The following is a 20,824-nucleotide window of genomic DNA, read 5'->3' as shown; positions in this document are numbered from 1 at the left end:
TTAGAAGCATTGACTTAATAAATTGAGAGCGAGGGGAATAGCAGTGAACTTAATCTTAATGGGCCTTCCTGGAGCAGGTAAAGGCACACAAGCTGAGAAGATCGTAGAAAAATATCAGATTCCTCATATTTCAACTGGAGATATGTTTCGTTCCGCAATTAAAGAAGGAACAGATCTAGGTAAGAAAGCAAAATCATTTATGGATCAAGGAGCGCTTGTTCCTGATGAAGTAACCATTGGAATTGTGAGAGAGCGATTAAGCAAAGCCGATTGTGAGAGAGGATTCTTGTTAGATGGCTTTCCAAGAACCATTGCTCAAGCAGAAGCTTTAGAAAACTTGTTATCTGAATTGAATGCGCCACTTCAATACGTTATACACGTTGATGTTCCACAGGAGAAGTTAGTCGATCGTTTAACAGGTCGTCGTATTTGTCCGGAATGCGGAGCTACTTATCATGTTATCTTCAACCCACCTAAAGTTGAAGGGAAATGTGATCATGATGGAGCAACATTAATTCAAAGAGAAGATGATCGTGCGGATACAGTTTCAAAGCGTCTAGAAGTAAATATTGAGCAAACTCAACCGTTACTTGACTTTTATCAAGATAAGGGCTATCTTGTCACTGTAGATGGTGATCAAGACATCGATGTTGTGTTTGAAGCGATTGATAAAAAGCTTCAAACTTTATCATAATATAATATCGTGCAACCTTTGCTACGAAGTAAGATCCGCAATCGAATGGTTTGATTTTGGATCTGATTGGCAGCATTTGCACCATAAATTTAGCGATTACTACCTGTGGTGGTAATGTAGCGAGACTAAATCACAAATTTAAGTCTCACAGAGCAAAACCAGGTGCCACCCTTTTCAATAGAACGCATCGTTGAGTGAAACATCCTGTCTAACTGCTAGGGTTTAGCTTGTTTAGGATGTGTTAACACTTGTAATGGTTGCGAATAATTGGACGGTTGTCACTAAACGTGGTAAAATATAAGCTTGTAGAAAAACATGTTTTACAATGGATAATAAGTTGGTTATGTAGTTGTATAACAAAAACTTAAGTGAAGGTGATCATGTTTGAATGATACGGAGTCGCGTCCTGAGATAGGTCAAGTCGTTCAAATCTTGCAAGGGCGAGAAGCAGGTCAATATGCCATTGTCATCAATATTGTCGATGATCGTTTTGTTCTGCTTGCAGACGGAGAGAAACGGAAGTATGATCGACCGAAGAAGAAGAACTTTAATCACATTATTCCGATGCGTTATATTTCTCCTGAGGTTCAAAAAAGCCTTCTAGAAACAGGTCGCGTTACAAATGGTAAGCTGCGTTTTGCTATATCAAAATTTGTCAATGAAGTAGTGACTGATTTGAAGAAGGGAGATCAACTCGATGGCGAAAGACGATGCAATTGAAGTAGAAGGTACGGTTACTGACACTTTACCGAATGCAATGTTTAAAGTTGAATTAGAGAATGGACACACCGTTTTAGCACATGTTTCTGGGAAAATTCGTATGCACTTTATTCGAATTCTACCAGGAGATAAAGTGACGGTTGAACTTTCTCCGTACGATTTAACAAGAGGGCGTATTACGTACCGTTATAAATAATGATAAGCTCCGATAATAGAGGAGGTATGGATGATGAAGGTAAGACCATCTGTAAAACCCATTTGCGAAAAATGTAAAGTTATTCGTCGCAACGGAAAAGTTATGGTAATTTGCGAAAATCCGAAGCATAAACAAAAACAAGGTTAATCAATAAGGAGGTGCAAAGCAATAATGGCACGTATTGCAGGTATTGATGTTCCACGTGAGAAACGTGTAGTCATTTCATTAACATATGTCTATGGTATTGGTAAATCAACTGCTCAAGCGATTCTTAAAGAAGCTGGGGTTTCTGAAGATACACGCGTCCGTGATTTGACTGAAGATGAATTAGGTCGTATTCGTACAGCGGTAGATCAATACAATACTGAAGGGGATCTTCGCCGAGAGGTTTCTCTTAATATTAAACGTTTAATTGAGATTGGTTCATACAGAGGCTTACGTCACCGTCGCGGATTACCGGTTCGTGGACAAAAGACGAAAAACAACGCACGTACGCGTAAAGGCCCAAGTAAAACGATCGCAAACAAAAAGAAATAAGCATTAAAGGAGGTTTATGATACGAATGGCTCGTAAAACGAATACACGTAAAAAACGTGTCAAAAAGAATATTGACACGGGTATTGCACATATCCGTTCAACATTTAACAATACAATCGTTACGATTACTGATGTTCAAGGTAATGCAATTAGCTGGAGCAGTGCAGGATCATTAGGCTTTAAAGGTTCAAAGAAGTCTACTCCATTTGCAGCTCAAATGGCAGCAGAAGCAGCAGCTAAAGTTGCTCAAGAGAATGGCATGAAAACTTTAGAAGTAACCGTAAAAGGCCCTGGTGCTGGACGTGAGGCAGCAATCCGCTCACTTCAAGCAGCTGGTTTGGAAGTCACTGCTATTGTAGACGTAACACCAGTTCCTCACAATGGCTGTCGCCCACCAAAACGTCGCCGTGTCTAATTTTATCCGTATAGAATTTGTCAGCCTGTCTATAATGGATTATGATTGCTTAAAGCAGAACGTTTGAAGATAGATTTGAATAAGATCTCATTTAACCATTCTCAACCAGCATCGAAACTGACAGACAAAAAATATACGAATAGAAGATAGTGCAGGAGCGGGAACTGCCTACCTGAGGAATTTCGGTTAGACAATGGTCTAACCGGGGTTTCGACGTTCAAAGGAGGGTTTTATAAATGATCGAAATTGAAAAGCCGAAGATAGAAATTGTAGAAATCAATGATGATGCTACTTTTGGAAAGTTCGTCGTAGAACCACTAGAACGTGGATATGGGACTACACTAGGAAACTCCTTACGTCGTATTCTATTATCCTCACTTCCTGGTGCTGCAGTAACATCTGTCCAAATTGATGGCGCCCTTCATGAGTTTTCAACAATTGAGGGTGTTGTTGAAGATGTAACAACAATTGTCCTAAACCTTAAAAAGCTAGCCTTGAAAATCTACTCTGATGAAGAGAAGACGTTAGAAATTGACGTGCAAGGAGAAGGTGTTGTTACTGCTGCGGATATTACTTACGATAGTGATGTGGAAATCCTTAATCCGGACCTTCATATTGCGACATTGGGAAGCAATGCTAACCTACGCTTGAAAATTACTGCTGAACGTGGTCGTGGCTATCGTCCTGCTGACGCTAATAACCATGATGATCAACCGATCGGAGTTATTCCGGTTGATTCGATTTTCACGCCCGTATCACGTGCCACTTTCCAAGTGGAAAATACACGTGTCGGTCAAATGACAAACTTTGATAAGCTGACTTTAGATGTGTGGACTGATGGAAGTATTCGCCCAGAAGAAGCTGTATCTTTAGGTGCGAAAATTTTCACCGAACACTTAAATATCTTCGTTGGATTGACAGATGAAGCTCAAAATGCTGAAATCATGATTGAAAAAGAAGAAGATCAGAAAGAAAAAGTATTGGAAATGACCATTGAAGAACTAGATTTAACTGGCCGGACTTACAATTGCTTAAAGCGTGCGGGTATCAATACCGTACAAGAACTTGCAAATAAGTCTGAAGATGACATGATGAAAGTACGAAACTTAGGACGTAAATCACTTGAAGAAGTGAAACATAAGTTGGATGACTTAGGCTTAGGTTTACGTAAAGAAGATTAGTCATAAAAAACCTTTATAGATTCCTAAAAAAGGAGGGATAATCAATGGCTAGAAAACTAGGTAGAACAACAGATGCACGGATGGCATTACTAAGAAACCTTGCAAGTGATTTGATCATTCATGAGCGTTTAGAAACAACAGAAGCAAAAGCAAAAGATTTACGTTCTGTAGTTGAAAAAATGATTACACTTGGTAAACGTGGTGACTTACATGCTCGCCGTCAAGCAGCATCATTCCTATACAAGAAGGATGCAAGCGAAACAGAAGATGTAATACAGAAGTTATTTGATGATATCGCAACGCGTTATGAAGACCGTCAAGGTGGTTATACACGTGTATTAAAGCTTGGACCACGTCGTGGTGATGGAGCTAACATGGCGATTATTGAGTTAGTCTAACTGAATAATAGATAGAAGCAAGGGCAGGATAGAGTCTCAATATGAGCTTGAATCCAAGCCCTTTTTTGTACACTAGTAAAGCATAAATTTTCGGTTGTATAATATTTGACGTTGGTAAAGGAAAATCCTCATTTCATGATGATGTGAAATGAGGATCGAAATTCACTAGCGTTTTTTCTACTTCTATAGATAGAAAACAAATGCGTTTCCCTGTGGAATTAAAGTCAACGAAAACCAATCCAGGAGGGAAGGCACTTGTCATATTCAAGAAGTTTGCACATGTTGCGGCGGTTTAAGAATGAAGATTACACGATATATAAAAATGGCACACAATGCTCACGTATGACACTTCCGATTGGTGGAGTGAAGAAAAGCTATCTGAATTTGAGAAAGCAACGCTTTAAGTGTAAGGCGTGTGGGAATACGTTTACTGTGGCTACATCTCTTGTTGAAAAACATTGTTATCTTTCGAAATATACGAAAGCACGTGTTTTAATCAAGGCGGCAGAAGCGCAGTCTTTAAAAGATATCGCAAAGGATACGGCTGTGTCAGCCACGACGGTTCAACGGCTCATGACGAAAGAAAAGTGCACCGAACGAACAATTTATTTTTGTATTGCGTTTACAGTTAAATTTAGTTCACAAAAAAAGCGCAGATACTTGATTTGCACTCTTGAATGAAATTTTTCTTTATTTTGTCTGTTCAAATTCATTTTGTGCTAATAGTAATGCCCCTACAATACCACTTTCTCCTGACAAACTCCAAGGAACAATATATTCCTCTGTTGATGGAAGAGTAACATACCCATTCAACAATCGGTCAAACTCCTTACGAATTCTTCCAATCATATGATTTTGTTTCATGACCCCACCGCCTAAAACAATTATCTCGGGAGATAATACCATCGCATAATTCACTAACGCTTGCGCCAGATAGTATGCCTGTTTATCCCAAATCGGATCATGCTTATCAATCATTTCTCCCAGCTTACCAGTTCTGCCTATTAAGGATGAACCAGAGGCTAGCCCCTCTAAACAATCTTTGTGATAAGGACAACACCCCCAATAATCATCCGATTCATGCCTCTTCACAAAAATATGTCCCATTTCGGGATGATTAAATCCTTGAAGCAATTGATCCTTGAAAACAGCCCCACCACCGATTCCAGTTCCAACAGTCAAATAAATACAACTCTTTTTTCCTTTCGCAGCTCCCCTTTTTATCTCAGCATAAGCTGCAGCGTTCACATCCGTAGTCCATACATAAGGAACTGAATAACGCTTTTTGATTTCTCCAAGAAAATCAAAGTTCGCCCACCCTTTTTTGGGAGTCGATAATAGATAACCATAGTCCGCCTTATTTTTATTGATTCCGATTGGACCAAACGAACCTATACCCAAACTATTTAACTGATACTTATCAAAAAAATCGAATAAGTGTTTGAATGTTTCGTTCGGTGTAGTTGTAGGAATTTCAACCCTATCAATAATGCTTAATTCGTTATCGCAGACAGCACCAATGAATTTTGTTCCGCCAGCTTCAATACCTCCAAGCATTTTTCTTCACCCCTTTTTGTGAAAAATTGCCAAGAGAGAGCCCTTGGCAATTTTCAATAGCTGATTTAGTTCAGTTCATTTCTCCAAGGCTTAACATTTAGAGTTCGATATAGCTCAGCTTTGTTAATAGAATTAAACAATATCATTTTTTGTTTTACGACTTTTTTAGCCTCGAGGATACATTCAGGATAAATCGCATTCGGATCCCACAATTCAGTAGTTGATAAAATTTCACGGCATTTTTTGTAGAATGCATATTTGTAATCAGAGGAAATATTCACCTTTTGGATGCCGATTTCCACCGCTCTTGCAATTTCTTCATCTGGATTTGCCGAGCCTCCATGAAGAACCAAAGGAATATCCACTGTTTCTTTAATCGCCTCTAATACATCCATTTTCAATTCGGGTTTTACATCTTTTGGATAAATGCCATGTGCTGTTCCTATAGCAACAGCTAAGGTATCAATGCCTGTTTCTTCAATAAATTTTTCTGCATCTTCAGGTTTGGTATAGATTACCGTTGAAACACCACCTTCAATGGAAGTTCCCGTATTGCCGATAGTCCCCAGCTCGCCCTCAACAGAAACGCCAATTTTATGACAAACTTGAACAACTTCTTTAGTCATTTGAATGTTTTCTTCGAATGGCAGTAATGAGCCATCAATCATTACGGAACTGAATCCATTGTGGATCGCCCGCATTATGCTTGCCAAGCTGTCCCCATGATCCATATGGAGAACAAAAGGAACACTGCTATTTTTCAAACGAGAAACAGTATATTGGAAAAATTCATCTTTAGTAAACTCAAGCTCTGTAGGATGAACAGCAATAATTGCTGGGGCATCATTTTCCTCAGCAGCCTCGATAACCACTCTTAGGAAATTACTGTCCGCTACATTAAACGCGCCTACAGCAAATTTATTTTTTTTCGCTAACTCTAGCATTTGGTTCATATTGATTAACATTTCATTACCTTCTTCATCTAATTTATAGTATTATTAAAGTGACTTATTTTGAGAGCCCGCAATTTGGATATACCGCTTAACAACTTCTTTACCGGCTGCAACCGTATGATGTATCAAGTCAGGATAACCAATCTGTGGGTTCTCTTTTAATTGTTGATAGATATCGTCTACTTGACCTCGCATAAAGTCAGAGCCGACATTAATCTTATTGATTCCCAATTCGATAGACTTTTTGATATTTTCTTCACCAGTACCTGATCCACCATGTAACACTAGCGGAAGGTTAGTGTTTTTTTTAATTTTTTCCACGATATCAAATCTAAGTGCTGGAATAAACCCTTTTGGATAATCTCCATGGGTAGATCCATAAGAAATAGCTAAGCAATCCACGCCAGTTTCTTTAATAAATCTAATCGCATCGTCAGGATCGGTGAACATATCCTCGTCGGTCCAATTACCGCCAACTACTCCTCCCATGTTCCCTACCTCAGCCTCAACACTGGCATCATATACTTGCGCAAACTGAACCATCTCTTTTGTGATTCGAATATTTTCTTCCAACGGATACATGGAGGCGTCCATCATCACACTCGAAAATCCTTCGTTTAGACACTGCTTCACATATGCAACATCTTGACCATGATCTAAATTGATTGCTACTTCAACGCTTGCGTTATTAGCCATACGGATGATGGGTTGCGTTAAATAGCGATAATCTAAATGCTGTTTCAAATGCTCCTGAAGCAAATCAATAATGATTGGAGATCTAGACTCTTCAGCAGCCTCAATCACAGCTTTTGCTGTTTCAAGGCTGAAACAGTTGATAGCCATGACTCCATACTTACCTTCATTAGCTCGCTGAAGCATTCCTTTCATAGAAACATACATTCTAAAACCTCCTCAATTGATAGTAATATCAGAGAAATCAACTTCTTCCTCTAAGTCATCCTTTATAGCTATGTCAGTAGCAGGCTTTTTCTTAAGAACGAACAACAACACACCAGTGATTAGCGAACCAATTAGCAAAGCAATGGTGAATTTCACAGGATCCGTCATTGCAGGAATAATAAATACTCCTCCAGATGGAACTGGTGAACCAACACCCCATGACATACTCAATCCACCACCAATTGCTGCGCCGACTACACAGGACACAATCACCCGGATTGGATCGACCGCTGCAATTGGTATTACTCCCTCCGTAATCATACATAGGCCCATTGGAAAAGCGATTTTTATATTATCTTCTTCTCCAGTTGTGAATTTTTGTTTGTTGAAGGCCTTCGACAATACCCAAGAGATTGTCACACCAAACGGAGGGATCATTGAAGCTAACACTTTAACGGCTTCTGGTTCTTGTACACCTTCAAGGAGCAATCCATCAGCAAATAGTGAAGCTACTTTGTTAACTGGTCCCCCAAAGTCAAATGCCGCCATCCCTCCCATAATCACGCCAAATAGAAATTTGCCTGAACTCTGAAGACCAGCAAGGAAACTGGTCATTGCTTCAGTTGCCCATACAATCGGCACGCCGATAACAAAAAACATTAACAAACCAATGATCAAGGTCGATAACAAAGGTACAATCATCATCGGCATTAAACCTTGTGCCCATTTTGGAACCTTTAAATGCTTAACCAACCATTTGATGAAGAAACCAATTAGATAACCTCCAAGCATACCTCCAAGAAAACCAGCACCAATACTATTGGCAACCAATCCCATGAACAAACCAGGACCAATCCCAGGACGATCAGCAATCGAATAAGCAATAGCTGCAGAAATCACTGGCGCTAATAATCCCATGCCTAAAACACCAAGTGAAACTAATGCGTCGGGGAGAGAATAAGACATTTTGTAATTTTCGATTACTTGTCCCCCTGTTAAATTACCAATCGCTATCAAAAGACCGGCCGTTACAACAACTGGGAGCATATAAGAAATCGCAGTCAGTGCATGTTTTTTTAGCTGTAACTTTTTCCACATTTATTTCACCCTCCTAATTTTGAATTATTCACTTTTTCAATTCTTCTTCGATTTTTTTAATAAGTCCCTTTGGTGCCTTGATTACCATACTAGTTGGTACTTCCACTATCTTCTTACCTTTGAAGCGTTCTCTACCGCCAATTTTGATATCTGCAGCAATGATTACAACATCAGCAGCTTTAATTTCCTCTGGTGTCAACTCATCCTCTGTACCGATAGTGCCTTGGGTTTCAATGGTAGCGGTGTGCCCTAACGCTTGAGCTGCTTTCACTATTTTTTCCTTGGCAATATACGTGTGGGCAATACCAGATGTGCAAGCTGCAACGCCAATTATTTTCATGTAAATTCCTCCTTTCTTTACTCTGCGGGTTCCTTGGATAAGAGTTCTAGCATTTTATCTTTTGATTCCACAGTATGAAGGTGATGGATAAAATCTTCATCTGCCAAAAGCATTGCAACTCTCTGCAATAATTTAATATGCACCGTGTTTGCATCCGTATTTCTTACTGCAAACAAAATGATGATATTCACTGGTTTTTCATCAAGTGATTCCCACTTGATAGGGCGGTTTGTTCGACCAATAGCTAACGATGTTTTAATCACGCTATCTGATTTTCCATGAGGGATGGCAGTTCCCTGTCCTAATCCGGTCATTCCTTCTTTTTCACGCCCAAAGACATCTTTAGAAAAAGCGTCAACACTATTGATTATGCCATTATCAAGCAGCATCTGAGATAGCTCGATAATGGCATCTTCTTTATTTTGGGCTTTTAAGTCTAAGTTGATCAAATCCTTAGTGATCACGTCAGCAATGCTAAATTGATCAGTTAACTCGTTCATGATTAAATACCTCCTAGAAGCTGTTTTACTCGTTCCTCATCTTGCTTAGTAAAAACTGAGTTCACCAAAACAGAAGGAATCGGGATACTTTTGTTTAGATGGATCGTGGTAAGAATCAGGTCAATGTTTTTGTATTTATCGATATTTTTTTGAAACAATCTCGAAGATAACACATCGACGATTTTAACATTTGAAAACGCTCGTTGGACTTTTACCTTCAGCAATTCTGAGGTACCGATACCCGAACTGCACATGATTAAAATACGCTTTTGCTTTTGTGAAATTTCCTTATACTTGACAAAGTAAAGTGTTAAAAAACCGATTTCATCATCTGAAATGCACGCAAGCTTGTTTGCTTGTTCTATATGTCTGGCAGCATCCCGAACTGTTTGAAACATTTCAGGATATTCAAGAAGTATATCCTTTAGAATGCCGTTTTTAATAACGATTTCATTTTCGAGACGATAAAGCAGAGGCTCGATATGTCTTAGTAGATTCATAATGTTTGCTTGTTTAATTAACGTTATTTTTAATGTGCTAGATATCTCTTTTAGAAATGCTTCTGCAATTTTTTTTGCTTGCTCCCTATTTTTAGTTCCATTATATGTTTGATTATCGATTCTCGAAGATATCAAGTATTGAAACAGATAAAATACTTCACTATTTGGCAGATCAACATTAAGATAGACGCTGATTTTTTTTATCACCTGTTTGGAAACCTCATAAAACGCATTATTGCTATTGATCAGCTTTTTTTCTTCATGATCCAACTCATCATTATTCCCTTGAAGAATCTTTCCCTGTCGAACTCTTTGAACCAATATATATATATGAGAAAAAATATTGACATTATAGGGATAGGCAATCGTGGTCTGCATTTTTTTATCGATGAAATCTAGAATCACCGTGATAAAATCAATATCATAGGAATTAACTAATTGAGCGCTAGCAGTAAAAACGTCATCGATGAGATTATTTTTGGCTATGATTGATAGAACTGCTTTACGAATACTCCTTTCTGTTCCTTCTATATATAACTTTTTGCGACTACGCTTTAGTTGAATGTGATAAGCAGCTAAATAATCGCCCATTTTTTGCAGATCACCACTGATTGCGGTGTCACTCACATAATAGGGCTCAAATAAATGATTAATTTCCACTTTGTTAGGCGACTTGAAAAGCAGGCTTAACATGATATTGTGCCGTCTTTCAACCGGCTCTGTTATACGGCCATCTCCCCCCGATTTGGCATTTTCTTTCAGGAAACGGTCATAGTCTAAAATCAATCCTTTACCTGGTTCAGATTTTATGACCTTACCAGATTCTGATGCTTCATTTATCTTTTTTACAGTTCGATAAATAGTTTTAGTTGATACGTTAGCAAAATCAGCTAATTGGTTTGCAGTAAGAGATAACCCATTTTTTAGCAACAAATCAATAATGATACCTTCTCTTTTACTTAGCTGCATTTCATTAACCTCCTTCTCTTATACTATAATATAATTTTGTAAGCGCAAACACACAGTTGTGTCCTGTGTTGTGGACAATTCAGAAAAATATATATACAAACGCTAAGACCAAATAATTTTTATTTCGAAATATTTCAATATACTTGGGTGCTATTGGGCATACTCAAAAAACCATTAAATACCCCTTATTTAAACGCATTTATACGAGTAAGATATGAGCGCTCATTATCCTTGATAACTATTACAACAGTATCAGCCTCTCAATACTTATGAGTTTTGAGGGTTTTTGAAAATTTTTCTTTATACCATGTCATATAAAAATGGTTCTTTCCTAACTTGTACACTCTAGTCAGGAAAGAACCAAAAATCTCGCTAGCGTCCGTTATTACCCACCTCAATAGATTGCGGCTGTTCTCTATTTGTGATGGGGGTTTTACGTACGGTTATCTGTGATGAAAAATAGCCGATAGAAGTGTATCGGCTGGTGAGCTTGATTACATGGTATTTGGGGGCAACATCGGTAATGTATTGTGTGTATATGAGGGGGCTGGTCTTAAGTTTGGAATTTTTCCAAATGGTTGGGGCTGATGAAAGTACTTAAATTCACCAAGGCCGTCCATGCTTTTCCCCGAAGCCCAACGTCCTTTTTGACTAGCTGTTCCACCTGACAAATCATAGTAATCATAGGCCACTTCACCTTTTTCAAGTGAACGCGGGAAACTACTCGGGACGACAATATTTTCTTTTTCTTCTAGTTCACATATTGCTGCATACCACTGATTTTGATGCATCGTGTCGCGGGCAATAAGGAATGAGAGCATATCTTTTACCCCTGGATCTGTTGTCATTTCGTATAAACGAACAGCTTGTAAGCGTCCTTGAGATTCATAGGTTAAATTCAGGCGAAAATCAGCTAGTAAATTCCCGCTAGCATTTATATAACTGGCTGTCCATGGGTTTCCAACACTATCGGCAGGCATGGCACCTAATCCACTAACAATCGCATGTTGAGGATTCATTCCTCCTAATATAGCTCCAACTACAGGGTTTTGTGAGGCTAACTCTTGATCGCCAATAGGGGCATTGTCCAGTAAACGTGCAATCATGGTAGCAAGCATTTCAACATGAGCTAACTCTTCGGTACCGGTGGCCATCAACAAATCACGATATTTTTCTTCCCCTCTTGTATTCCAGCCTTGAAATAAATATTGTAACGCAACAGATATTTCCCCAAATTGTCCACCAAGGATTTCTTGTAGTTTTTTTGCATAGACAGGGTCTGGCCGGGTTGGTTTTGCATGGTATTGCAACGCATCAACATGATAAAACATAAATGATCATCTCCAGTTTTATTTTTCATGATTAAGATATTCACCTAGAGTGGAATGTTGATTATAAATTTAGACCGAGCACACTTATCACAGCTAACCGTCCCTAAAACACCGACCTCAAAATAGAGAACAGTGGTCAATCTATTGTGATGGGCAATAACGGGCGCTCAGGTTCTGATTCACTCAATGAACCTGCAATCAGTTGGTGAAGAAAGAAAACGTTCCCTGATTGAAGGTTCGTTTTATCATATGTTTAAAGAGCCGGATAAAAGGCAGAGAAGTATGCAGCCTAGGCTTTGAATAGCCGACTGTATGTTTGGAATACGGAAGCAACGATATAACATATTAACAAAGAGATATGATGATTCATTTTTAGCGGACTATTGTTGTCGCTTATAGATAATTTTCATAAATACTTAACTATTTCTCAAACGTTTTTGAAAGAATTATGATAAAATATGCAGTTAGAGATATTATTTAGCCAACAGGTGCTATTTCCTTATCTGTTCATTTCCTGGGAAATAATCTGTCGCAATATGGGGGAATACCAATGAATAGTGATCAAGTTGAATTTCGCAATGTTTCATTTCGATATAATGATGAGCAGCCATGGGTATTGAATAATGTAAGTTTCTCGATTAAATCAGATGAGTGGGTTGCCATTATCGGGCACAATGGTTCAGGCAAATCAACTATTGCCAAGCTTATTAACGGCTTAATATTTCCTGATCAAGGCGAGATTTTTGTAAATGGCATCAAGGTTACTGCTGATACGGTTTGGGATGTGCGCAAACAAGTAGGGATGGTTTTTCAAAATCCAGATAACCAGTTTGTGGGGACAACCGTTAAAGATGATGTGGCATTTGGGTTGGAGAATCGTGGTGTAGAAAGATCAGAAATGATTAAACGTATTAATGCCAGCTTAGCCGCAGTTCGCATGTCAGATTACATTATGCATGAACCGCACAGACTATCTGGAGGGCAGAAGCAGCGTGTGGCCATAGCCGGTGTACTTGCTGTTCAACCTCATTTGATTATATTAGATGAAGCAACAGCAATGCTTGATCCAAAGGGGCGAACAGAAATATTAACAACTGTCTATGATGTTAAACAAAATCACCAATTAAATCTGATAACGATTACCCATGATTTAAATGAAATTATTCATGCTGATCGCGTGATTGTGATGAACAATGGGGAAATATGGACAGAAACAAGTCCAAGAGCGTTATTCATGGAAGAAGAAGGTTTGCGTGAAATTGGCCTAGATATCCCCTTTATTGCTAAATTAGCCAATGAACTTAACAAACAATCGCTAACATTAACTAAGCAACCCATCAATCAAAAGGAGCTATTAGACGAATTATGGACATTTCATTTAAACAAGTAAGTTATATTTATCAGCCTAATAGCCCGTTTGAGCATCAAGCATTAAAAGAGATTGATTTTTCAATAAAATCGGGGACGTTTGTCGCAATAGTCGGTCACACAGGGTCAGGCAAGTCAACACTTATCCAACATCTAAACGGTCTTATTCGCCCAACTAAAGGTGAAATTAATATTGGTGATTTTACATTGAAGGCTAATGAAAAGACAGCTAACATTAAAGATTTACGCCGCCAAGTTGGTGTCGTTTTCCAGTATCCTGAACACCAGCTTTTTGAAGAAACGATTGAGAAAGATATCGGATTTGGACCGAAAAACTTTGGTGTGAGTGATGAAGAGATTAAGCAACGTATCCCACAAGTGCTTGAAGCAGTTAATCTTTCACCAGAATTATTGTCACGATCCCCGTTTGATTTGAGCGGTGGGCAAATGCGGCGCGTAGCCATTGCCGGTGTATTAGCTATGGAACCACGTGTGCTCGTTTTAGATGAGCCAACAGCTGGTTTAGATCCTAAAGGTCAACAAGAGATTATGGATATGTTTAAAGAGCTCCATACACGTAAGCAGTTAACGACAATTTTGGTTACACACAGTATGGAAGATGCTTTGAAATATGCTGACTATGTTATTATATTAGACCATGGCCAAAAATATATGGAGGGTACACCAGCAGAGGTTTTTGTTCAAAAAGAGGCTTTGCAACGTGTCCAATTGGACATGCCAGAAATCATTCAATTCATCCAATCATTTGAACAGCGTTTTGGTCTAACTTTACGTTATAAAGGGCAGTCTATTGAGGGGTTAGCACAAGAGATCAATCAGCTATTGAAAGAGGAGGTGAGAGCTGATGGCTAATTCTTTAATCATTGGACAATATGTGCCAACAGATTCTTTGGTTCATCGGCTTGACCCTCGGACGAAGATTATTATTATCTTTCTGTTTGTCATTTTTATTTTTTTTGCAAATAATGCTTTAAGTTATGGTTGGTTAGCGTTATTTGCAGTAGCAAGCGCGTTGGCGACAAAAATAAAGTTAAAGTTTATTGCAAGAGGACTAACACCTGTCTGGTTTTTAATTATATTTACGTTTATTTTACACTTGTTTGTTACAAGGGAAGGCCCCGTGCTTTTTGAAATTATCGGTCTCCCTATTTACTCAGGAGCTATTATACAAGGTTTTGCGATATCATTGCGTTTTTTTCTATTAATTCTTGTGACGTCATTAATGACATTAACAACGACACCAATTGAAATAACGGATGCAATTGAGTCATTGCTCCATCCGCTAAAAAAGATTAAATTCCCTGTCCATGAACTAGCTTTGATGATGTCGATCTCACTTCGTTTTATTCCAACCCTGATGCAGGAAACGGAGAAGATTTCTAAAGCACAAGCATCACGCGGGGTTGATTTTAAAACAGGACCTATTAAAGATCGGATTCATGCTGTCGTTCCTTTGTTAGTGCCGCTGTTTGTTAGTGCTTTTAAGCGGGCTGAGGAATTAGCAATGGCTATGGAGGCAAGAGGTTATCAAGGCGGTGAAGGACGGACTAAGCTTCGCGAATTGACCATTGCCAAATTAGATTGGATAGCTTTTTTATCCTTTTCTTGTGTATTGATCGGTTTATTTTTACTAAGACAATAAGGAGTAGAAGGTATGCGAATGTTGGCGACAGTAAGTTATGATGGCACTGCCTATGCGGGTTATCAAGTTCAACCTAATCAGACAACAATCCAATCAACTATTGAAGCAGCGCTGAGGCAGATCCATAAAGGGAAATCTGTCAAAATTGTTGCTTCTGGTCGAACCGATGCTGGTGTTCATGCCATTGGACAGACCTTTCACTTTGATAGCCACTTAGCTATACCCCCTGCGAATTGGAAAAAGGCTTTAAATGCTGTATTGCCTAATGATATTGTAATTAAAAATGTTATGACAGTAACTGATGATTTCCATGCGCGGTATGATGTCTGTCAAAAAACATATCGTTACGTTGTTCTGAACGCAGAAGATCTAGATCCATTTACGCGAAATTATAGTTATCATATTAAAAGGCATTTGGACATTGAAGCGATCAATAAAGCGTGTTCGTATTTGCTTGGTGAACATGACTTTACTGCATTTTGTGCGGCTAATCATAATGTAAAAGGCAGTATGGTTCGTGAAATTTATCAAGCGTGTTGCGTCAAAGAAGCCAACCTTGTTACTTTTACTTTCTCTGGTAATGGCTTTTTGTATAACATGGTTCGGATTATCGTCGGTACCTTGATTGAAGTTGGTTTAGGTGAAAGGACGATTGATGCTTTTCGCAATGTTATTGAAAGTCTTGACCGCTCCTATGCGGGTAAAACTGCTCCTGCACAAGGCTTATATTTGCAAGAGGTACAGTATAAAGAAAAAAATTAATAAAAAAACAACGGAACCGGGTGAACAGCTGTTGACATTAGGCTTTAATTGTTATATGATGATCTATGGCATTTTATTTCTATACCACGATTAGCCCCGGAAAGTTAATTGTGTAGAATATAAGAGCAAAACTAATAAAAAAGATTATTTTTATTTAAATTAGAAGATAAAAGGTATACAGGAGGGTAATGAACATGCGCACAACTTTCATGGCAAATGATGCGAACATTGAACGTAAATGGCTTGTAGTTGATGCTGAAGGCCAGACACTTGGACGTCTAGCAAGTGAAGTGGCAACGATTCTTCGTGGCAAGCATAAACCAACATACACACCACATGTAGATACAGGTGATTATGTCATTATTATCAATGCGGAAAAAATTGAACTAACAGGTAACAAATTGAATGATAAGATGTATTATCGTCATTCGAATCATCCAGGTGGTCTAAAAGGACGTACGGCTGGTGAAATGCGTGAGAAACATCCTGAAAAGATGCTAGAATTAACGATTAAAGGCATGCTTCCAAAAGGTAGCCTTGGTCGTAAAACGGCTAAAAAATTACATGTTTACCGTGGATCAGAACATCAACATCAAGCACAAAAACCAGAAGTTTACGAACTTCGCGGATAATTAAAAGGAGGTAACGAATAGTGGCACAAGTACAATACTACGGTACCGGACGCCGTAAAAGTTCAACAGCTCGTGTACGTTTAGTTCCGGGAACTGGACGTATCACTGTAAATAATCGTGATGCGGAAGATTTCTTCCCATACGAAACTCTACGTACTATCATTAAACAACCATTAGCTACAACAGAAACTGAAGGTAGCTATGATGTATTAGTTAACGTACATGGTGGAGGATTCACCGGACAAGCTGGTGCAATTCGTCATGGTGTAGCACGTGCTTTATTAGAAGCAGACCCAGAATACCGCGCAGTATTAAAACGCGCTGGATTCTTAACAAGAGACGCTCGTATGAAAGAACGTAAGAAATACGGTCTTAAAGGCGCGCGTAGAGCTCCTCAGTTCTCAAAACGTTAATATATCTTTATATGACGATTCAAAACCTCTTCCTTGTTTTATACAAGGAAGAGGTTTTTTTGGTTGTATAATAAATGATCGAGGTGAGCTAATATTCACTAACACCACCTTATTACCTCTGCAAGTCAGATAAAAGATATACTGTCAATATCTTAAAAGTAATCAATACTGAACATGTCCAAACATCCATTTGCTCCGCTCGTGTCTCAACTTTATCTTCGACTGTATTAAACAAATATCAGTTAAAGATTCATTCAGGGTGGAAAGAATCTATTGGATTATACACAGTCATTGTTGGAGATTCCTTGAGTAGGAAATCTCAGGTCTACAGAAGCATATGACAGGTAGTATAAATGGGAAACTTGTGATCCCATTTGTTTCCCATTTTCTATATATCCTGAGGTAGTGATGTACTCATTTCACTTAATTACTAGCTAATTTTTCTTGTGCCGCTGAAGGGATGTCCCCCCAATCGACTTCATCGTAAGAAGTAACTTCATTTTCGTTTCTGACATAAAGCATTAAATAAGCATCCTCTCTTAACTCCCTTGTCGCAGAAAATTCGACGTTCGTTGTTTCTCCCTCGTCATCATACGCTGGTGATTCATACCAAAATGTTTGGACAATCTGGCCTGAATCTAACGTTGTTTCATCTATTTGCATAGGTTCATCTACTTGCACATACAGATGATCCTTGCCTAAACGATTAAAATCAACGGTGGCAAGTATGATCACGCCACTAATAAACAATATAAACACAGATATGATAATGCCAGTGACTTTTTTCAATTGTCTCAGCTCCTTATAATTTGTGAAGTACTGTGTGTTTAAAACTTCTCACGGTTACAAAATAATAAATAATGTAGATACACGTATAAGCCATCATCCACAGCAATACAGGTATCCATAAATTCAATTGCAGCATATTTGAAAAAGCGAATAGCGCGATCGCACCATGCAAAAGCCCTAATAGCAGCGGCGCCATAAAGATGAGCCCTACTTGATAGTGAATACTGCGTTTCATTTCTTTCTTAGGAATGCCTATATTATGAAGTATGCTGTATGTGCCTTTATCCTCTTCTGCCTCTATCATTATCTTGAAATAAATGACACTTCCCGTTGCAACTAAGAACACGAGTCCTAAGAAGCTTCCAACAAACAACAGTGCCCCAGAGGTTTCAATCGCATAATGATAGTCTTCCGTAGCACTAGTGAAATTCTCTGTTTCAGCCGACAATGCTTGCGACAACTCCAAGTGGTCTCTGTAATTCTCCATGTCAACCACTTGATACACCTCTTCTTCAGCGTCAATACTGTCATATTGCTGATCAGCGAGAACTAACACATTTGGACCGACTAAACTCACGTTCAAGATCGCCTCCGTGACATGCTCAGAAACGCTAAAACTGTTTCCATTCAACGCCACATCATCTACTCGAGGAGACCAGCGCTCATCATATATAGCATTAACGAGTAAAAGCTCATCCTCCGCCGGCTCCTCAATCGTCTCCCATCCAAGCTGCTCCGCCAGTGTTGTAAACGTTGTATAGTCTAACAGCGTATAAGCCATTTCAATGTCATCCTGAGTCACTCTTGTCTCTTTCGTTTGAATGGAGGCTTCAAAAGTGACGTCCGAAGAATCTATCTCTTGCGCTTCTCCCTTCCACATAAATGTAAACGGAGTGTATGCTTGCACGTCTCTGTCAGCGTTGTAATATATCCCAAACACGGCACCGCCAGCCGTGATTGTTGTGGCGCTTAATGTCGCAATGATCGTTAACGTACGTGCATTGGCACGTATGCGATAAAGCAGCTGAGAAACAGTCATAAGGTTAAGGCCCTTCCACGCCAACGATTTTCGTTTTTTAAAGAAATGGAGGAATGAAACCAACACACTACGAAAAATCAAGTATGATCCTAAAATCGTTAAGCCAATTATCACAAGCGGTATTGCTAAACCTAGAATGCGCCAGGCCTGCGACGTAGTGATATCTTCAAGTGCGAGCCAATACCCGCCTCCAAGGGCAAGTAGCCCAAGAATCGTCGACACGACACGAGCCTTTGGGAGCATCTCCGCTTTTTTTTCGGCGTGAAAAAGATCAATTAATTTAAAACGATAAATGACTCGGTACCCTTGCAATGAGGTGACGAGAAAAATAATTAGGAAAACGATAGCGGTATTCATGACAGCACTTAATGAAAAGGCAAAATCTAACGTCATATTGAGACCCATGAGATTCATTAATAGCGCCAAAAGCAGCTGTGATATCAGAAATCCTAAGCCAATTCCCACGAGCAGGGAGAATAGCCCAATGACCATATTTTCAAAGAAGAGCATCCTGCCGATTGAACGTTTACGCACACCTAAGAGGGAGTATAAGGCAACTTCTTTTTTACGCTTCTTCATAAAAAACACATTCGAATACGCAATAAATATGGCGACGAAAATCATTAATACAAAAGCAGAACCACTCATAATACCGCTCACTTGACGGGAGCTCCCCTCCAATTCTCTAATATTGTCACTATATCTTAAGGTGACAAACGTAAAGTAAATGATGATCGAAAAGATCGTTGAGGCAATATAGAGACCATAGCTTTTAAGATTACGACGAATATTTTTTAAAGCAATATCAAATAACGTCATCAGCATCACCGCCTATGGCCGCTAGTTCATCAAGAATCAATTGAAAAAATTGTTTGCGTGTATGAACACCCCTTATGAGTTCCTTAGATAGCTGACCATCCTGAATAAACAATATGCGACGGCAAAAGCTAGCAGCATAAGCATCGTGAGTGACCATCATAATGGTTGTTTCATGTAATTCATTTAATTTGCTTAGCTTTTCTAGCAGATCAGTGGCTGATTTTGAATCAAGCGCTCCTGTTGGCTCATCCGCGAACACCATTTTAGGATCGGCAATGAGCGCGCGACTGGCAGCTGTACGTTGCTTCTGACCCCCAGAAAGCTGGTACGGATACTTTTCTAATAACGACTGTATGCCAAAGGTGGTGGCAATCTCATCTACTTTTTCGGTCATGTCGCTGACTGATTTTTTTGCAATCGCCAGAGGTAACACGATATTTTCTCTCGCCGTTAGTGAATCAAGGAGATTGTAATCTTGAAAAATAAACCCTAAATTGCTCCGTCTAAAATCAGCGAGTTGTTCATCCTTTATTTGGGCAATATTATCATTCTCAATATAAATCTCACCGCTTGACGGCGCATCGATCGTTGCCAGCACATTTAAAAGAGTCGACTTGCCCGATCCGGATGGCCCCATCACACCGACAAATTCTCCATGATCAATGGTAAAGGAAATATTATCGAGCGCTTTTAATGTGTTCACTCCTTTTCCATAAATTTTATCAACATTGTTAACGACTAATAATGACTCCATCTGTAAGCACCTCTTTCTTTTATCCCGGAGCAATCGTCCGTAAGACTCCCACTTCAAAACAACAAGAAAATTAAAGTTGTTAAAGTGGGCGTAACGGACGCTAGCACCCCGAATGGTTCAACTAACAACCATTGGGAGAAACCTAAAAACCCCCACTGATTGAAGTTTCACTTTATCTATCTCTACTATAGCCAATGATCCTTAAACTAAAACCACCTTAACCTTACAAAATCCTTACATTCGCTACACTTATAGCAATAAGATGTTACTATAGAGAAAACGACGTGCTTTGCTTG

Annotated in this window: 26 protein-coding genes; 15 read left to right on the top strand and 11 right to left on the bottom strand. The window is 39.0% G+C overall.

Going from position 1 to position 20,824, the window contains the following annotated elements; genetic code table 11:
• Positions 1–43: 43 nt before the first annotated feature.
• The 9 genes from JOE23_RS15285 to JOE23_RS15245 all read left to right on the top strand — a co-directional run bounded on the left by JOE23_RS15285 (position 44) and on the right by JOE23_RS15245 (position 4,822).
• Complete coding sequence (locus JOE23_RS15285; protein WP_204439756.1) at positions 44–694, top strand: adenylate kinase; 651 nt, start codon at positions 44–46, stop codon at positions 692–694.
• Between the two features lie 384 nt (positions 695–1,078).
• A complete protein-coding gene (locus JOE23_RS15280) occupies positions 1,079–1,414 on the top strand; it encodes a KOW domain-containing RNA-binding protein (RefSeq protein ID WP_017473642.1) in 336 nt (111 codons plus the stop codon).
• Positions 1,392–1,610: a translation initiation factor IF-1 gene (gene infA / locus JOE23_RS15275; RefSeq protein ID WP_003464670.1), complete on the top strand. Its 219-nt coding sequence runs from the start codon at positions 1,392–1,394 to the stop codon at positions 1,608–1,610. Before JOE23_RS15280 ends, infA begins: the two co-directional genes overlap by 23 nt.
• Positions 1,611–1,643: 33 nt before the next feature.
• Positions 1,644–1,757 (top strand): 50S ribosomal protein L36, encoded by a 114-nt coding sequence (gene rpmJ, locus JOE23_RS15270; protein ID WP_017473641.1) that lies wholly within the window; start codon positions 1,644–1,646, stop codon positions 1,755–1,757.
• A gap of 24 nt (positions 1,758–1,781) precedes the next feature.
• Entirely contained in the window at positions 1,782–2,147 is a 366-nt protein-coding gene (rpsM, locus tag JOE23_RS15265; RefSeq protein WP_017473640.1) for a 30S ribosomal protein S13, read from the top strand.
• 25 nt (positions 2,148–2,172) lie between these two features.
• Positions 2,173–2,562: a 30S ribosomal protein S11 gene (gene rpsK / locus JOE23_RS15260; protein ID WP_204439754.1), complete on the top strand. Its 390-nt coding sequence runs from the start codon at positions 2,173–2,175 to the stop codon at positions 2,560–2,562.
• 236 nt (positions 2,563–2,798) lie between these two features.
• Positions 2,799–3,743, top strand: coding sequence for a DNA-directed RNA polymerase subunit alpha (locus JOE23_RS15255; RefSeq protein WP_204439752.1), 945 nt, complete (start codon positions 2,799–2,801; stop codon positions 3,741–3,743).
• A gap of 44 nt (positions 3,744–3,787) precedes the next feature.
• Positions 3,788–4,141 (top strand): 50S ribosomal protein L17, encoded by a 354-nt coding sequence (gene rplQ, locus JOE23_RS15250; protein WP_204439750.1) that lies wholly within the window; start codon positions 3,788–3,790, stop codon positions 4,139–4,141.
• A 255-nt stretch (positions 4,142–4,396) separates the two neighbouring features.
• Positions 4,397–4,822, top strand: a complete 426-nt coding sequence (locus JOE23_RS15245) for a transposase (RefSeq protein ID WP_204439748.1) — start codon at positions 4,397–4,399, stop codon at positions 4,820–4,822.
• A 9-nt stretch (positions 4,823–4,831) separates the two neighbouring features.
• Here JOE23_RS15245 and JOE23_RS15240 read toward each other — a convergent pair whose 3' ends face one another.
• The 8 genes from JOE23_RS15240 to JOE23_RS15205 all read right to left on the bottom strand — a co-directional run bounded on the left by JOE23_RS15240 (position 4,832) and on the right by JOE23_RS15205 (position 12,289).
• A complete protein-coding gene (locus tag JOE23_RS15240) occupies positions 4,832–5,698 on the bottom strand; it encodes an ROK family protein (RefSeq protein ID WP_204439746.1) in 867 nt (288 codons plus the stop codon).
• Positions 5,699–5,763: 65 nt separating this feature from the next.
• Positions 5,764–6,663 carry a ketose-bisphosphate aldolase gene (locus JOE23_RS15235; protein ID WP_204439744.1) on the bottom strand — a complete coding sequence of 300 codons (900 nt, stop codon included), beginning with the start codon at positions 6,661–6,663 and terminating at the stop codon, positions 5,764–5,766.
• 33 nt (positions 6,664–6,696) lie between these two features.
• Positions 6,697–7,551: a class II fructose-bisphosphate aldolase gene (locus JOE23_RS15230; protein WP_204439742.1), complete on the bottom strand. Its 855-nt coding sequence runs from the start codon at positions 7,549–7,551 to the stop codon at positions 6,697–6,699.
• Positions 7,552–7,563: 12 nt separating this feature from the next.
• On the bottom strand, positions 7,564–8,649 hold the full coding sequence (locus JOE23_RS15225; protein ID WP_204439740.1) for a PTS fructose transporter subunit IIC: 1,086 nt from the start codon (positions 8,647–8,649) through the stop codon (positions 7,564–7,566).
• 28 nt (positions 8,650–8,677) lie between these two features.
• Positions 8,678–8,989 (bottom strand): PTS fructose transporter subunit IIB, encoded by a 312-nt coding sequence (locus JOE23_RS15220; protein ID WP_204439738.1) that lies wholly within the window; start codon positions 8,987–8,989, stop codon positions 8,678–8,680.
• Positions 8,990–9,006: 17 nt separating this feature from the next.
• Entirely contained in the window at positions 9,007–9,489 is a 483-nt protein-coding gene (locus JOE23_RS15215; protein WP_204439735.1) for a PTS sugar transporter subunit IIA, read from the bottom strand.
• A gap of 2 nt (positions 9,490–9,491) precedes the next feature.
• Positions 9,492–10,958, bottom strand: a complete 1,467-nt coding sequence (locus tag JOE23_RS15210; RefSeq protein WP_204439733.1) for a BglG family transcription antiterminator — start codon at positions 10,956–10,958, stop codon at positions 9,492–9,494.
• 494 nt (positions 10,959–11,452) lie between these two features.
• A complete protein-coding gene (locus JOE23_RS15205; RefSeq protein ID WP_204439731.1) occupies positions 11,453–12,289 on the bottom strand; it encodes a manganese catalase in 837 nt (278 codons plus the stop codon).
• Positions 12,290–12,839: 550 nt separating this feature from the next.
• Here JOE23_RS15205 and JOE23_RS15200 point away from each other — a divergent pair.
• From JOE23_RS15200 to rpsI, 6 genes are all read left to right on the top strand, one after another.
• Positions 12,840–13,679, top strand: a complete 840-nt coding sequence (locus JOE23_RS15200) for an energy-coupling factor ABC transporter ATP-binding protein (RefSeq protein ID WP_204439729.1) — start codon at positions 12,840–12,842, stop codon at positions 13,677–13,679.
• Positions 13,655–14,530 (top strand): energy-coupling factor ABC transporter ATP-binding protein, encoded by an 876-nt coding sequence (locus JOE23_RS15195; RefSeq protein ID WP_204439727.1) that lies wholly within the window; start codon positions 13,655–13,657, stop codon positions 14,528–14,530. Before JOE23_RS15200 ends, JOE23_RS15195 begins: the two co-directional genes overlap by 25 nt.
• Positions 14,523–15,320: an energy-coupling factor transporter transmembrane component T family protein gene (locus JOE23_RS15190; RefSeq protein ID WP_204439725.1), complete on the top strand. Its 798-nt coding sequence runs from the start codon at positions 14,523–14,525 to the stop codon at positions 15,318–15,320. Before JOE23_RS15195 ends, JOE23_RS15190 begins: the two co-directional genes overlap by 8 nt.
• Positions 15,321–15,332: 12 nt before the next feature.
• Positions 15,333–16,082 carry a tRNA pseudouridine(38-40) synthase TruA gene (gene truA, locus JOE23_RS15185; protein ID WP_204439723.1) on the top strand — a complete coding sequence of 250 codons (750 nt, stop codon included), beginning with the start codon at positions 15,333–15,335 and terminating at the stop codon, positions 16,080–16,082.
• A 194-nt stretch (positions 16,083–16,276) separates the two neighbouring features.
• Positions 16,277–16,714 (top strand): 50S ribosomal protein L13, encoded by a 438-nt coding sequence (gene rplM, locus JOE23_RS15180; protein WP_017473624.1) that lies wholly within the window; start codon positions 16,277–16,279, stop codon positions 16,712–16,714.
• A 20-nt stretch (positions 16,715–16,734) separates the two neighbouring features.
• The gene (gene rpsI / locus JOE23_RS15175; protein ID WP_204439721.1) at positions 16,735–17,127 is read left to right on the top strand and encodes a 30S ribosomal protein S9; all 393 of its coding nucleotides are present in this window, start codon (positions 16,735–16,737) and stop codon (positions 17,125–17,127) included.
• 423 nt (positions 17,128–17,550) lie between these two features.
• Here rpsI and JOE23_RS15170 read toward each other — a convergent pair whose 3' ends face one another.
• Genes JOE23_RS15170 through JOE23_RS15160 form a run of 3 tightly spaced genes read right to left on the bottom strand, consistent with a single transcriptional unit; the run spans position 17,551 to position 20,528 of the window.
• Positions 17,551–17,916: a YxeA family protein gene (locus JOE23_RS15170; RefSeq protein ID WP_204439719.1), complete on the bottom strand. Its 366-nt coding sequence runs from the start codon at positions 17,914–17,916 to the stop codon at positions 17,551–17,553.
• Between the two features lie 13 nt (positions 17,917–17,929).
• Positions 17,930–19,774, bottom strand: coding sequence for an FtsX-like permease family protein (locus JOE23_RS15165; protein ID WP_204439717.1), 1,845 nt, complete (start codon positions 19,772–19,774; stop codon positions 17,930–17,932).
• Positions 19,761–20,528, bottom strand: a complete 768-nt coding sequence (locus JOE23_RS15160) for an ABC transporter ATP-binding protein (RefSeq protein ID WP_204439715.1) — start codon at positions 20,526–20,528, stop codon at positions 19,761–19,763. Before JOE23_RS15160 ends, JOE23_RS15165 begins: the two co-directional genes overlap by 14 nt.
• Positions 20,529–20,824: the final 296 nt, after the last annotated feature.

This window comes from Amphibacillus cookii, assembly GCF_016908375.1.
Lineage (GTDB): Bacteria > Bacillota > Bacilli > Bacillales > Amphibacillaceae > Amphibacillus_C > Amphibacillus_C cookii.
The sequence above is the reverse complement of the archived record's forward strand: the minus strand, read 5'-3'. Positions and strand labels throughout refer to the sequence as shown.